Origin of the sequence: Plantactinospora endophytica (genome assembly GCF_016862915.1) — a bacterium.
Classification (GTDB): domain Bacteria; phylum Actinomycetota; class Actinomycetes; order Mycobacteriales; family Micromonosporaceae; genus Plantactinospora; species Plantactinospora endophytica.
Genome location: NZ_BONW01000004.1, coordinates 286,983 through 300,352 on the forward strand (window position 1 = coordinate 286,983; position 13,370 = coordinate 300,352).

At 73.6% G+C, this 13,370-nt stretch carries 11 protein-coding genes and 1 pseudogene; 7 read left to right on the forward strand and 5 right to left on the reverse strand.

Annotated elements, in window-relative coordinates; genetic code table 11:
- Positions 1-159: 159 nt before the first annotated feature.
- The gene (locus tag Pen02_RS06980) at positions 160-738 is read left to right on the forward strand and encodes an HU family DNA-binding protein (RefSeq protein ID WP_203865089.1); all 579 of its coding nucleotides are present in this window, start codon (positions 160-162) and stop codon (positions 736-738) included.
- Positions 739-1,030: 292 nt separating this feature from the next.
- Here the strand turns inward: Pen02_RS06980 and Pen02_RS06985 are convergent, their stop codons facing one another.
- The 5 genes from Pen02_RS06985 to cofC form a co-directional block, all read right to left on the reverse strand.
- Positions 1,031-2,044: an NUDIX domain-containing protein gene (locus Pen02_RS06985; protein WP_203865090.1), complete on the reverse strand. Its 1,014-nt coding sequence runs from the start codon at positions 2,042-2,044 to the stop codon at positions 1,031-1,033.
- The gene (locus Pen02_RS06990; protein ID WP_203865091.1) at positions 2,032-3,561 is read right to left on the reverse strand and encodes a CYTH and CHAD domain-containing protein; all 1,530 of its coding nucleotides are present in this window, start codon (positions 3,559-3,561) and stop codon (positions 2,032-2,034) included. Before Pen02_RS06990 ends, Pen02_RS06985 begins: the two co-directional genes overlap by 13 nt.
- Before the next feature lie 68 nt (positions 3,562-3,629).
- Entirely contained in the window at positions 3,630-6,014 is a 2,385-nt protein-coding gene (locus tag Pen02_RS06995; RefSeq protein WP_275413558.1) for an RNA degradosome polyphosphate kinase, read from the reverse strand.
- Between the two features lie 251 nt (positions 6,015-6,265).
- On the reverse strand, positions 6,266-6,463 hold the full coding sequence (locus tag Pen02_RS07000; RefSeq protein ID WP_203865092.1) for a cold-shock protein: 198 nt from the start codon (positions 6,461-6,463) through the stop codon (positions 6,266-6,268).
- 107 nt (positions 6,464-6,570) lie between these two features.
- Positions 6,571-7,218, reverse strand: a complete 648-nt coding sequence (gene cofC, locus Pen02_RS07005; protein ID WP_203865093.1) for a 2-phospho-L-lactate guanylyltransferase — start codon at positions 7,216-7,218, stop codon at positions 6,571-6,573.
- A 155-nt stretch (positions 7,219-7,373) separates the two neighbouring features.
- Here cofC and Pen02_RS07010 point away from each other — a divergent pair.
- The 6 genes and pseudogenes from Pen02_RS07010 to Pen02_RS07035 form a co-directional block, all read left to right on the forward strand.
- Positions 7,374-8,105 (forward strand): annotated as a pseudogene (locus Pen02_RS07010) (lysophospholipid acyltransferase family protein); the annotation flags it as partial.
- Positions 8,106-8,212: 107 nt separating this feature from the next.
- On the forward strand, positions 8,213-9,208 hold the full coding sequence (locus tag Pen02_RS07015; protein ID WP_203865095.1) for an NAD(P)H-dependent glycerol-3-phosphate dehydrogenase: 996 nt from the start codon (positions 8,213-8,215) through the stop codon (positions 9,206-9,208).
- A 32-nt stretch (positions 9,209-9,240) separates the two neighbouring features.
- Positions 9,241-10,371 (forward strand): cystathionine gamma-lyase, encoded by a 1,131-nt coding sequence (locus tag Pen02_RS07020; RefSeq protein ID WP_203865096.1) that lies wholly within the window; start codon positions 9,241-9,243, stop codon positions 10,369-10,371.
- Between the two features lie 64 nt (positions 10,372-10,435).
- Complete coding sequence (locus tag Pen02_RS07025) at positions 10,436-11,116, forward strand: hypothetical protein (protein ID WP_203865097.1); 681 nt, start codon at positions 10,436-10,438, stop codon at positions 11,114-11,116.
- A gap of 341 nt (positions 11,117-11,457) precedes the next feature.
- On the forward strand, positions 11,458-12,501 hold the full coding sequence (locus Pen02_RS07030) for an ROK family protein (protein ID WP_203865098.1): 1,044 nt from the start codon (positions 11,458-11,460) through the stop codon (positions 12,499-12,501).
- 142 nt (positions 12,502-12,643) lie between these two features.
- Positions 12,644-13,363 carry a DUF998 domain-containing protein gene (locus Pen02_RS07035; protein WP_203865099.1) on the forward strand — a complete coding sequence of 240 codons (720 nt, stop codon included), beginning with the start codon at positions 12,644-12,646 and terminating at the stop codon, positions 13,361-13,363.
- Positions 13,364-13,370: the final 7 nt, after the last annotated feature.

A 13,370-nucleotide genomic window follows, 5' to 3' on the forward strand; every position in this document is an offset into this window, starting at 1 on the left:
GCACAGTCGTTTTCGCCCCCACCGGTTCGCCCGGTGGGGGCGAATCCGTTGCGACACAATGGGTTTTTTCCAGCAGATGTTTGTGTCCCGGTGGCACAGGGCATACCGTGCGCGCAGAATGGCTCGCGTTGAGTCCAGTTGCACATTGGGAGGGAAGTCGTGAACAAGGCCGAGCTCATCGAGGCTCTCGCCGCTCGTCTGGGGGACCGGAAAGCGGCGACGTCGGCGCTCGACGCGGTCCTCGCAGAGGTCCAGGCGGCGGTCACCAAGGGCGATCGGGTTGCCATCACCGGGTTCGGGGTGTTCGAAAAGCGCGTGCGCGGTGCTCGAACAGCCCGCAACCCCCGGACCGGCGAATCGGTGAAGGTGAAGAAGACATCCGTTCCGGCCTTCCGGCCGGGCGCGGGGTTCAAGGAGATGGTGGCCAGCGGCAAGGCCCCGAAGAACACGGTGGCGGCGAAGAAGGCCGCCACGGGGACGGCGGCCAAGTCGACCGTCGCCAAGAAGACGACGACGACCAAGAAGGCGGCACCCGCGAAGAAGACCGCCACCAAGGCGGCGGCGAAGAAGACGGCTCCGGCGAAGAAGGCCACCGGCGTCAAGAAGGCCGCCACGGCCAAGAAGACGACGACGGCGGCGAAGAAGACGACGGCAGCCAAGAGCACGACCACCCGCGCCACGGCGACCAAGAAGGCCACCGCCAAGAAGGCTCCGGCCAAGAAGGCCGCCAAGCGCTGAGCTGGGCACCGCCAGGGCGCCTCCGGCTGGTCCGGGGGCGCCCTTCACGTTGTCCCGGGCCGGTGACCGGGGTCGCGGAGCGGCGGTTGCCGCTGCCAGCAGGGCGTTAACGCCGCTCAGCGCCGCCTGGAGCGCCCGGAACCGGCGGGCGGGACTTCCGGGGTACCCGTCGACGGAACGCGCCGGCAGAGTGGCCGCCACCCGGCGCGAACGACGACAGCAGGTCTGCGAACCGGCCGTGCGGGTCGAGCGTCGGCGGTAACCCGTCCCCGCCCCACGACCCCGTGCCGGGTCAGGGGGCGATCGCGGCGAGCCGGTCCGCGCCGTCCAGCCGACTGGCGGCGACCAACCGGTCACCGGAGAAGGCGAGCAGCCAGCCGGTGCCCTTCCTGGTCCGGAAGTCCTCCGGCGACCGGGAAAGCCGACCCGGCCCGGTGGTGACCGGCACGGCGGCGGATTCGGCGGTGACCGTCGGCACGGCGGCCGAATCCGGCGCCTCGACCGGTTCGGCCACGCCGGCCAGTCGGACCAACGCCCGCGGAATCACCTTGCCCTGGCTGCACACCACCGCCGGCAGGCCCGCCCGGGCCAGTTCGAGCAGGGCCCCGGCGGCGGCCAACGCGTTCTCCTCGACGTCCTGCCCCGGCTTCGGCTCGTCGTAGCTGGAGTCCACCTCGACCGGCCGGTCGAGCAGTTCGGCGAGCGGGAGCAGCGTCTGTACGCAGCGCCGAGGCGCCGCCGAGAGCAGGCGTACCGGGCGGAGCAGGGCGAGCAGTCCGGCAAGTTCCCGGGACTTCGCCACACCGGCGTCGTCCAGCGGACGGGCGGTGTCCGGCCCCGACCAGGTACCCCGGCTGCCGGCCGGGGCGTGCCGGACCAGTCCCAGCAGCACGCTCACCGGTGGCAGGGCGGCGAAGTCCTCCAGCACCCGTACGTCGTGCGGATAGCTGACCAGCCGGACCGCCTCGGACAGCGGCAGCCAGCGTACGTCGTCGACCTCGGTCTCCGGCTGAAAGCCGCCACTGCCGGCCGCCCGCATGGACCAGAAGTCGACGGTCTTCGGGGTGCCGTCCCGCATCAGGTAGTGCACCGGCGGCAGCCGCACCTCCGGTACCCCGTGCACGTCGGCCTCCTCGGCCACCTCGCGTACGGCGGCGGTCAGCGGATGTTCGCCCGGATCGAGCTTGCCCTTCGGCAGCGACCAGTCGTCGTAGCGTGGGCGGTGCACCAGGCACACCTGCACGGTGTCGCCGGAGCGGCGCCAGACCACGCCACCCGCCGCGCGGATCGGGGTCAGCCCAGCCATGCCGTCCGACGTCTCCGGCTCGCCCGGCGCCACGCGTCGGGAAAGGCCGCCCGGACGGTGCGGACGGCGGCCCGTTCCCGTTCCACCAGCCGGCCGGCGGCGACCGCGACGGCATGGTCGGACGGGTCCTGCGCGGCGATCGACAGCCAGGTCTCCGCTGCCACCGCCGCGTCCTGGTGCTCGCCGAGCAGGTCCTGCACCTTCGCCAGCGCCTTGGCCAGCTTCGCCGCGTCGCCGCCGAGCACCCCGGCGACGGCGTCGACGGCGTACCGGGCGCGCTTGCCGTTTATCCGGACCGCGTGCCAGCGCTCGTCCGGGGCGTACGGGTCGAGGTCGGCGGCGCCGTCGACCTCGTCGTCCCCGTCGGTCAGCCGGTGCCACGGCCGGGCCACCAGCCGGGGCAGCACCTCGTCGGCCGGCCCGCCGGCCCGGGCGGTCAGTTGTGGCGTACGGGCGGCGTCGACCAGCGCCTCGACCAGGGCGTGGTAGCGCGTCGAACTCAGCGCCTCGTCGACGGCTTCCAACGCCGCGGAATGCCGGGCGGCGAGCACCCGGTCGATCCGGTCCACCGCCGCCGAATCGAGCGGGCTGAGCGGGTCGGTGGCGGCGGTACGGGCCAGCCTGGCCCGCAGCACCTCGGCGTCCCGGGCCTGCCCCAGCACTCCCGCCAGCCACTTCAGTTCGTCGCGCAGCGGCTGTGCCCACGCCCTGCGGACCAGCGGCCCGAACGTCCGCAGGTCGCTGCGGAGCCGCCGGCAGCCGACCCGCATCTGGTGTACGGCGGTGTCGTCGTCGCCGACCGGTGCCCGCAACCGGACCAGCGGATCGTGCGCGAGCAGTCGGCCGACGCTGCGCCGGACGGCGAAGGTCACCACGTCACCGGCGCTGGGCCGCTCGGGCAGCGTGCCCGGTGGCACCAGTTCGGGCGGTGCCCCGGCGGCCGGGCCGAGCGCCCGGACGTGTTTCGGCGTGAAGTCGCCGGCCCGCGCGCCGGCTCCGGTCAGCGCCGACTCCACCGTGTCGAGCAGGTCCCGTCCGCCGTCCTTGCGTTCCACCTCGATCTCGCGGAACGTCGAGCGGACCTGCTTGCCGTCCCGCACCTGCACCGCGTCGTCGGCGAGTTCCGCCAGCACCCGGTCGGTGTCGTCGCGCAGCTCGTACGCCCGCCGGACGGTCCGGACCACCACGGCCGGCCGCAGTTCCACATTCCGCGAGTACGCGGTCACCAGGGCCACCAGTTCGGCCGGCGCGTTCTTCGGGCGGCCGGGCCGGGAGATCTCGTGCCGGACCCCCGGGCTGTCGGCCGGTAGCTTGACCGTCCAGGGCAGCTCGTCACCCTTGCGGTGCCGCAGCGACACCCCGGCCCGGGCCAGCCGTAGGTCGGTGGTGTCGAAGTAGGTCGCGGTGAGCGTCACCGGCGGCAACTCGACCACCCGTACGCCGTCCGGCAGCACGCCGGACAACTCGGGCAGGGTGAAGTCGGGGTCGACGTCGTACTTCCGTTCCTCCTCCAACATCCGCCAAGCCTAGTCCGCCATCCCGGACCCAGCGGTCGTGCGCCGATCTGCGGGCCCGCTCCTCCGGTTCACTTGGCGTTCCCGGCGACCCGGCGCAGCAGCGCCTCCTGGAGGTTCACCAGCGGCGCGTCCAGGCTGCCCCGGCGCCGGGTCCAGCAGCCGTCCCCGGCCAGCTCGAACGCCTCCACCTGCGGGCTCATCGCGGCGGTCAGCAACTCGTCCAGCTCGGTCCGGGCGACCGGGTCGGTGACCTGCACCAGGGCCTCCACCCGGCGGTCCAGGTTGCGGTGCATCAGGTCGGCGGAGCCGATCCAGAACTCGACCGCGCCGTCCGACCCGCCACCCTCGGCGGCCGGCGTGGCGACACCGCTGCCGAACCGGAACACCCGGGAGTGTTCGAGGAACCGGCCGAGGATCGACCGGACCCGGATGTTCTCCGACAGCCCCGGTACGCCGGGTCGCAGCGTGCACATGCCCCGGATCAGCAGGTCGACGTGCACCCCGGCCCGGGAGGCCCGGTAGAGCGCGTCCACGATCGCTTCGTCGACCAGCGAGTTGACCTTGAACTGGACCAGTCCCGGCAGGCCCCTGCGGACCTTTTCGATCTCGCCCTCGATCCGCTCGATCAGGCCGCGCCGGATGCCCTGCGGTGCCACCAGCAGCCGCCGGTACGACGTCTGCCGGCTGTACCCGGTGAGCACGTTGAACAGGTCGGTGAGGTCGGCGCCGATCTCCGGGTCGGCGGTGAGCATCCCGAAGTCCTCGTAGAGCCGGGCCGTCTTCGGGTGGTAGTTGCCGGTGCCGATGTGGCAGTACCGCCGGATCTGGTTGCCCTCCTGCCGGACCACCAGCGCGGTCTTGCAGTGCGTCTTGAGCCCGACCAGGCCGTAGACCACGTGGCAGCCGGCCCGCTCCAGCACCCGGGCCCAGCCGATGTTGGCCACCTCGTCGAACCGCGCCTTGATCTCGACCAGCACCACCACCTGCTTGCCGGCGGCGGCGGCGTCGATCAGCGCGTCGACGATCGGCGAGTCCCCGCTGGTGCGGTAGAGGGTCTGCTTGATGGCCAGCACGTTCGGGTCGGCGGCGGCCTGCTCGATGAACCGCTGCACGCTGGTGGAGAACGAGTGGTACGGGTGGTGCACCAGGATGTCGCCGTCCCGCAGGGTGGCGAAGACGCTGCGCGGTACCTCGCCCTCGGCCAGCCGGGGATGGGTGGCCGGGACGAACGGCGGGTCCTTCAGCTCGGGCCGGTTGGACTCGTTGTAGACCTGCCAGAGCGCGGTCAGGTCGAGCAGCCCGGGCACCCGCAGTACGTCCTGACTGTCCATGTCGAGTTCCCGGACCAGCAGGTCGAGGACGTGGTCGGAGACGGAGGCGGCCACCTCCAGGCGTACCGGCGGACCGAACCGGCGCCGGGCCAGCTCCCGTTCCAGGGCTTGCAGCAGGTCCTCGTCCCGGTCCTCGTCGACCTCCACCTCGGCGTTGCGGGTGACCCGGAACAGGTGGCACTCGACCACCTGCATCCCGGAGAAGAGCTGGTCGAGGTGGGCCGCGATCAGGTCCTCCACCGGCAGGAACCGGTAGCCGGGCGCCTCCCGTTCGACCCGGACGAACCGGGGTACGTTGTTCGGCACCTTCACCCGGGCGAAGAGTTCCGAACCGTGGTCGGAGTCCCGGACCACCACCGCCAGGTTCAGCGACCGGCTGGAGATGTACGGAAACGGGTGCGCCGGATCGACGGCGAGCGGGGTGAGCACCGGGAAGATCTGTTCCCGGAAGTACGTCCGCAGCCGCTGCCGCTCCGGGGCGGCCAGCTCGGTCCAGTGCAGCAGGGCGATGTTCTCGGCGGCCAGCTTCGGCATCACCTCGTCGACGAAGCACGCCGAGTGCCGGGCGACGAGTTCGGCGGCGCGCTCGGAGACCAGTTCGAGTTGGGTGGTCAGCGGCATCTGGTCGCCGCCCCGGACCGGCAGTCCGGCCTGCAACCGGCGCTTCAGCCCGGCGACCCGGACCATGTAGAACTCGTCCAGGTTGTTGGCGAAGATGGCGAGGAACTTGGCCCGCTCCAGCAGCGGCGTGTCCGGATCCTCGGCCAGGGAGAGCACCCGGGCGTTGAAATCCAGCCAGGACAGCTCCCGGTTGAGGAACCGGTCCGGCGGCAGCGGCTCGAACGGCTCGGGGTCCGGCTCGGCCTTCGGCTCGGTCGTCTCGGGCCGGGCGCCGAGGCCACTGTCCGGGGTGGGACTGCCGGGGCCGGTCGCCGGCCCGCCACGCCGGACCCGCGACGGGTTGTCGGCCAGGCCGGTCGCCGGGGTCCGGTCCGGTCCGCCGGCCGCACCCCGCGCCGCGTCGGCGGCCTGGTCCTGCCCAGCCGCCCGGTCCGGCTCCGCCGTCCCGTCCGGCTCGACGGTGCCGTCCGGCTCGGCGGCCGGCTCGCGGTCGGCGGGCACGGAGGCCCGGCCGGCCCTGGGGGTACGCGTCGCGCGGCCCGCGCCCGTCGTCGACGAGGGTGTCGCGGTGCGCCGGGATCGTCCTGTCTGCCGGGATTCGTCCGCGCCGTCCGTTGCCGGATCCGGCGTCGACCGTTCGGTGGCGCGGGACCGCGCCTGTCGCGAGGAAAGGGGGCGGCGGGACGGCGGGGTGCTCACCACCCCATCATTCCCCGGCGGCGGTTAACGGAAAATGAACTTGACCGACCGGGTCAGGGGAAGGTCGGCAGCGTGATCCTGACGAGGGTGCCGGTGTCGTCGTGCTCCAGTCGGACCCGTTGACCCAACCGGAGAAGGCGCAGGCCCGAGGCGTCGAACGCGGTCGCCGGAAAGCCGACCCGGGTGCCGTCGTCGAGCAGCAGCGTGCCGGTCCGGGTCTGCGGGTCGTAGTCCGCCACCGTGCCCTGCATGCCCAGCACCGTACACCGGTCGCCCGGGTGACGGGTCCGGCCGAGTGGGTGGCGCAGCGCCGACGACGGCAGTTCGGTGCGGGTCAGCGGGTCAGCGGGTCAGCGGGTCAGCGGTCCGCGCCGGCCGGTGCCGCTCGTCTCGTCACCGCAGTGGTGTGCCGGCCGAGACCGAGTACGGCCGCCGCCCGCAGGTCGGCCGGGGTGTCGACGTCCCGGCGCAGGGTGGGCCAGGCGCCGGTGAGCGGACGGGCGCCGGAGGACGCGTGCGCCGCCGCCGAGTGCGGGCCGAACCGGGGGTCCAGGGCGGCGCCGGTGGCGGCGGTGAGCAGTACCGTGCCGGTGCCGGGGGCGTCCGCGACGAACCGGCGTACCCCGGGCGGCCCGGCCTCGGCGGCCCGCAGCGCCTCGGCCAGCTCGTTCGGGCGCAGCGCCGGCAGGTCGGCGGTGAGTGCCGCCACCGGGCCGCCGGAGACGAGTCCCGCACCCCGGGCGAAGGCGGGATTGAGCCCGGCCGTCGACGGCTCCGGCACGATCCGGACACCGGGCCGGCCCAGCGTCCGGGCGGCCTGCGGGTCGCCGGTCACCACCAGCAGTTCCCGAACCGCCGCACAGGCCAGTACGGCCTCGACGGTGTCCTCGGCCAGCGCCAGGGCGAGCAGTTCGTGCGGTACCCCGTGCACCGCGCCGCGCAGCCGGCTCTTCGCCGCGCCGAGGCGCTTGACCGGCACCACCACGGTCCAGTTCCGCTCTCCCACACGACAATCCTGCCAGCCCTGCGCCGCCGGCCGGGATGTGGCGTTCCCCGATCCGGGGGCACCCCTGGCTGGCCGTACCCGGGGCGAGCAGGCATGATTTCGCTGCGGGCGGACCCCGGTCGGGCCGCGCCAGGATGGGACGACGAGGAGGCAGAGTGGCACGGCGCAGGCTGGGATTCTGGCGACGGTTCGCCGTGTCGGTGGTGAAGCCGACGCTGACCGTCTGGACCCGCCGCGACTGGCGGGGCATGGAGCACATCCCGTCGTCCGGCGGTGTGATCCTGGTGCCGAACCACCTCTCCCACTTCGACCCGCTCGTCTCGGCGCACTACATCTACGACGCCGGCCGCTGGCCCAGCTACCTGGGCAAGGCGAGCGTCTTCAAGGTGCCGGTGATCGGGAAGATCCTGCTCAAGTGCCGGCAGATTCCGGTGGAGCGCGGCACCGTCGACGCGGCCCGGTCGCTGGACGCGTTGGACCGGGCGGTCCGGTCCGGTGCGGCAGTGGTGATCTATCCGGAGGGCACCACCACCCGGGAGCCCGAGCTGTGGCCGATGCGCGGCAAGACCGGCGCCGCCCGGCTCGCCCTGGCCACCGGTGCCCCGGTGGTCCCGATCGCGATGTGGGGCCCGCAGCGGATCTTCGACCCGCGCACCAAGAAGTTCAGCCTCCGGCCGCGTACCCCGGTGACGGTGGTCGCCGGCCCGCCGGTGGACCTGAGCCGGTGGGCCGGAGCGGCGCCCGGCAAGGCGGTGCTGGACGAGATGACCGACGCGATCATGCTGCGGCTGCGGGACATGCTGGCCGAGATCCGCGACGAGACGCCGCCGCCGATCTGGTCGCCGCAGCAGAACCGCCGTGTCGAGGAGCAGCAGAACCCCGGTGCCGACGGGCAGCAGAACCTCGGTGCCGACGGGCAGCAGAACCTCGGTGCCGACGGGCAGCCGGGCGGGCGGACCGAGGAGCAGCCGGAGCGGCGTACCGGGGACCGGGCATGAGCCACGCCGTGGTGCTCGGCGCCGGCTCCTGGGGTACGGCCTTCGCCAAGGTGCTCGCCGACGCCGGCCGGGACGTGGTGATTTGGGCCCGTCGACCGGCGGTGGCCGAGGCGATCCGCAGCACCCGGACCAATCCCGACTACCTGCCCCAACTGCGGCTGCCGACGGCGGTACGCGCCACCTCCGACGCCGCCGAGGCGATCACCGGCGCCGACCTCGTGGTGCTGGCGGTACCGGCGCAGACCCTGCGCGGCAACCTGGCCGAATGGGCCCCGCACCTCGACCCCGACTCGACGCTGGTCTCCCTGATGAAGGGCATCGAGCTGGGCACCACCAAGCGGATGAGCGAGGTGATCGTGGAGACCGCCGGGGTGGCGGCGGACCGGGTGGCGGTGGTCTCCGGTCCCAACCTGGCCGCCGAGATCGCCGCCGAACAGCCCGCCGCGACCGTGGTCGCCTGCACCGACACCGAGCGGGCGAACCTGGTGCAGGCGTCGGTCACCACGCCGTACTTCCGGCCGTACACCAACGACGACGTGATCGGCTGCGAGTTGGGCGGTGCGGTCAAGAACGTGATCGCCCTCGCGTACGGCATGATCACGGCGATGGGGTTGGGCGACAACACCCGGGCGACCCTGATCACCCGAGGGCTGGCCGAGACGGCCCGGCTCGGGGTGGCGCTCGGCGCCGACCCGCTCACCTTCGCTGGCCTGGCCGGCCTCGGCGACCTGGTCGCCACCTGCTCGTCGCCGCTGTCCCGGAACCGGACCTTCGGCGAGCACCTGGGCCGGGGCGAAACCCTGGAGGAGGCGCAGGCGGCGACCCGGCAGACCGCCGAGGGCGTGAAGAGCTGCCTCGCGATCCGCGACCTGTCCCGGGCGCACGGGGTGGAGATGCCGATCACCGAGCAGGTCGAGCGGGTCTGCCACGAGGGCGCCGACCTGAGTTCCGCGATGGCCGTGCTGATGAGCCGCAAGCCGAGGCCCGAGTGACCGGGGTCGGTGCCGACCGAGGGGAGAAGACGGTGTCCGACCGCTCCGACTACGGCGACGGCACCCGGGTCGTCCACGCCGGGCTGCCGGAGCCGGTGCCAGGGCAGCCCTTCCTGCCCGGTCCGGTCTTCGCCGCCCCCTACCATCTCGACCCGGCGATCGGCCCGGAGGCGACCCCGAACGGGTACGGCCGGCCGGACAACCCGACCCGGCGCGGGCTGGAGTCGGCGATCGGCGAACTGGAGGGCGGCAACTGTCTCGCCTTCTCCAGCGGACAGGCGGCGATCACCGCCGTACTGCTCTCGGTGCTCCGGCCCGGTGACACCGTGCTGCTGCCCACCGACGGCTACTTCCCGGTACGGGCGTTCGCGGCCGAGACGCTGCGCGGGATCGGAGTACGGGTCGACTTCGTACCGACCGCCGGGCCCTATCCGGCGTTCGACGGCGTACGTCTGGTGCTGGTCGAGACGCCGGCCAACCCGGGCCTGGACGTCTGCGACATCGCCGACCTGGCAGCTCGGGCGCACGCCGCCGGGGCACTGCTCGCGGTCGACAACACCACCGCGACGCCGCTCGGCCAGCGTCCCCTCGACCTCGGCGCCGACCTGGTCGTCGCGTCCGGCACCAAGGCGCTGACCGGCCACTCCGACCTGCTGCTCGGTTACGTGGCCAGCCGGACCGCCGGGCTGCTCGACACGATCCGGGGCTGGCGGACCACCACCGGCTCGATCCCGGGCGCCTTCGACGCGTGGCTGGCGCACCGTTCACTGGCCACCCTGGACCTGCGGCTGGCTCGGCAGAGCGCCAACGCGGCGGCGGTGGCGGCAGCACTCCGGGCCCGGCCGGACGTCTCCGCCGTGCGCTGGCCGGGGCTGGCCGACGACCCGGCGTACCCGATCGCCAGCCGGCAGCTCCGGCGGATTCCCGGGATCGTCGCCTTCGACCTCGGCGACGCCGACCGGGTGGCCCGGTTCCTCACCGCCAGCCGGCTGGTCTTCGCGGCCACCTCGTTCGGCGGCCTGCACACCAGCGCCGACCGGCGGGCGCAGTGGGGGGACGACGTCTCCGCCGGCTTCGTCCGGCTCTCCTGCGGCGTGGAGGACACCGCCGACCTGGTCGCCGACCTGGTCGCCGCGCTCGACGCCGCCGGTGGTGGCGCGTAGCGCCGCGACCCGTCCGGGCGGGCCGCGCCCGGAACCCGGGTGCGGCGCGGTGACTCGACCCGGCGTGAGGACAGCGCTGCGGATCCTGCCCGCCCTCGTCGCCACCGGCCTGCTGGCCGCCGGCTGCACCGACCCGGCCCCCGACACTCCGCCCGGCCCGACCGCGACCGTCAACCCCGGTTCCGGCCCGGCAGCGGGCGGCACCCCGGAGTCTGGCCAGCATGGTCCGGCGGCGAGCGGCAATCCGGGGTCCGGCCGGGATGGTCCGGCGGCGAGCGGTCCGGTACCGGCCGGTGCCGGGACGACGATCTCCTGCGCGCACGTGATCGACCGGTCCGAGGCGCCACCGGAGGGCTGGACGGTACTGGCCGACGCGGTGGCGCTCACCCCGGACCGACTCCAACCGTCCTCGACCGGTGGGAGCGACCCGGCCCGACTCTTCGCCAAGACCGGCCTGCTCGTACGCGCCGACGCCCGCGTCGACCTGATCGTGCCGGCGACCTCTGCTGGCCGGCCCTGGATCGGCTGGGGCAGCCCGGCCCGCCCCGCCCGTACCCTGCACTTTCCGGGCTGCGCCGCCGAGTCCGGCTGGCTCGCCTTCGCCGGTGGCTTCTGGGTCGACGCGCCGGCCTGCGTGCCGCTGACGATCCGCTCCACCGGACGCGAGCAGCAGTCCCGGCCCGAGGAGCTGACCCCGATCGAGGAGGTGGCCCGGATCGAGGTCGGCGTCGACTGTCCGGGGTGACCGAGCGGCTGCGGTCCGGCGCGGTGTGCCGGCGGGATCGGCCGGACGATGCGGTCGGCACGGACGTGACCAGGGTCGGCTGGGGCGGCGACGTCGACTGTCCCGGGTGAGCGAGCACGATGCGGTCACACCCGGGCGACGGGGCAGGCGGTCGGCGTTGCCGGAACCGGGCGAATGTCCCGTTTCCGGCGACGGTGAGCCGGCAACCGGCAGCCGACCGTGACGTCCCGGCGGGCGGGCAGGGGGGTGCGGGACTACCCCGGGTACGGCAGGGTATGGACATCGGTCGGCTGGCGGTCGGAACCCGGCCCCGGCTCGGCCGTCGTACCGGGAGGCACACCATGGCGAACTCGGAAGTACCGGTCGTGGTCGGGCTCGACAACGGCGGCAACAGCAACAACGCCACCGTGCTGGACGCGACCGGGCGGTTCCTGGTCGACCAGTTGGTCGAGAACCCGTGCCGGGTGCTGGAGGGGCCGGAGGCGGCGGTCGAGGCGCTCGCGGCGGCGATGGAGCAGGTGCTGGCGCGTACCGGTACCCGACCGGAACTGGTCCGGGCCGTCGGGCTGGACACTCCGGGGCCGGCCAGCGCCTCCGGGGTCATCTCCTCGAAGGGCTCGACGAACTTCTCCCAGCCGGCCTGGCGCGGCTACGACATCCGCAGTGCCCTCGAACGCCGGCTCGGGCTGCCGGTGGTCTACCACAACGACGGCAACGCGGCGGCGCTCTACGCCCACCACTCCTACTTCGGCGCCGACGCGCCGGAACGCTCGTCGGTCTCGGCCATCGTCGGCACCGGGCTCGGCGGCGGCGTGGTCGAGCGGGGGCAGGTGGTCACCGGCACCGCCGGGATGGCCGGCGAACTCGGGCACGTGCACATCCCGATGTTCGGCCTGCTCGCCGAGGGGCAGCCGGTACCGGCCTGCAACTGCGGGTTCGTCGCGGACGTGGAGAGCGTCGCCTCGCTCACCGGCATCCGGCGCAACCTGCTGCCGTACTGGCTGACCCGGTTCGCCGGGCACCCGCTCGGCGAACTCGATCCGGTACGCGCCGCCAAGCAGGTCCGGTCGTACGGGGTGGACGGCGACCCGATGGCGTTGCGGATCTTCGAGCAGCAGGCGATGGCGCTGGGCCGGCTCTTCACCATCGTGGCCAACTTCACCGACCCGGACGGGTACTTCGTCGGCGGCGGGGTGGTGGAGGCGACGCCGGAGTTCCGGGACTGGTTCCTGGCCACCGTCCGGGAACACACCACACTGCGGGCCGAACAGGCGGCGCGGGCCCGGTTCGCGCTGGTGCCCGATCTCGACATGGCGGGTGCCCGGGGCTCCGCGATCGCCGCGTTGAAGCTGCTCGACGGGGCGGTCACCCCGGCACTCCGCTAGCTACCGTACGTGTCGATGGTGCTGGGGGTAGTCGGCGCGGTAGGGCCTACCCCACCCTGATCCGCTCAGGGTCGCGGAACCCGGGGATCGGTCCGGGATCGCGCCGGATCCGTTGCCGTGCCGGCGCGACCACGCTGGTCACATGATGTCCGGATCCCATCCCCAGCCGTGGACCGCCCGCCCGCTCACCCTGGTCGCGGCGCTCGGTCTGTCCCTTACGGCGGCCCTGGGCGTCGCGGCGCACCTCGCCCCCGACCCCGGGATGAGTCCGCTGTCCCTGACCATCAGCGACTACGCCGTGTCGAACAACGGCTGGCCGATGAACCTCGCGATCCTGGTCCTCGGCGTGACCTCGTTGGCCGTACCGCTGGCGTTGCGGGCCGCCCGGGTCGGCGTGGGACGTCTCGCCGAGGCGCTGCTGTTGGTCTGGTGCCTGGGGCTGATCGCCTCGGCGCTGATCCCGACCGACCCGATCGGGGTCGTCGAGCTGAGTACCCAGGGCTACGTGCACCGGTACGTCTCGGTGGCCGCCTTCGTCGCCCTGCCGGTCGCGACGCTGCTGGCGATCCGGCGACTCGCCGCCGACGCGCGCTGGCGGGACGCCGTACGCCGGTTGCGGGCGCTCGCGGTGACCAGCGTGCTCGCCCTGCTCGCGCTCTACTACGTCGCGTTTCCCGGCGGCCGGGTGATGATGGGTCTGGTCGAGCGGATCCTGGTGGTGGTCGAGCTGGCGCTGCTGGCGGTCCTGGTCGGCCGGCTGTACCGCTGCACGGGTTCGCGGACGCGCTCGACGCCGAGCCGGCCGCCGAGGGTTGCCGGTGACCGGGCCGGGCAGGTTTCACACCTCACCTCCGCCCGGTGACGCCCAC

What these genes read in the sequence shown, in the direction of transcription:
- Pen02_RS07000 (WP_203865092.1), bottom strand. Translation starts at nt 6,463, where the DNA reads ATGCAGGGCACGGTGGCGGACTACGACCCGCAGACCCGGACCGGCACG.
- Pen02_RS07015 (WP_203865095.1), top strand. Translation starts at nt 8,213, where the DNA reads ATGAGCCACGCCGTGGTGCTCGGCGCCGGCTCCTGGGGTACGGCCTTC.
- Pen02_RS07035 (WP_203865099.1), top strand. Translation starts at nt 12,644, where the DNA reads ATGATGTCCGGATCCCATCCCCAGCCGTGGACCGCCCGCCCGCTCACC.
- Pen02_RS06990 (WP_203865091.1), bottom strand. Translation starts at nt 3,561, where the DNA reads ATGTTGGAGGAGGAACGGAAGTACGACGTCGACCCCGACTTCACCCTG.
- Pen02_RS07030 (WP_203865098.1), top strand. Translation starts at nt 11,458, where the DNA reads ATGGCGAACTCGGAAGTACCGGTCGTGGTCGGGCTCGACAACGGCGGC.
- Pen02_RS06985 (WP_203865090.1), bottom strand. Translation starts at nt 2,044, where the DNA reads ATGGCTGGGCTGACCCCGATCCGCGCGGCGGGTGGCGTGGTCTGGCGC.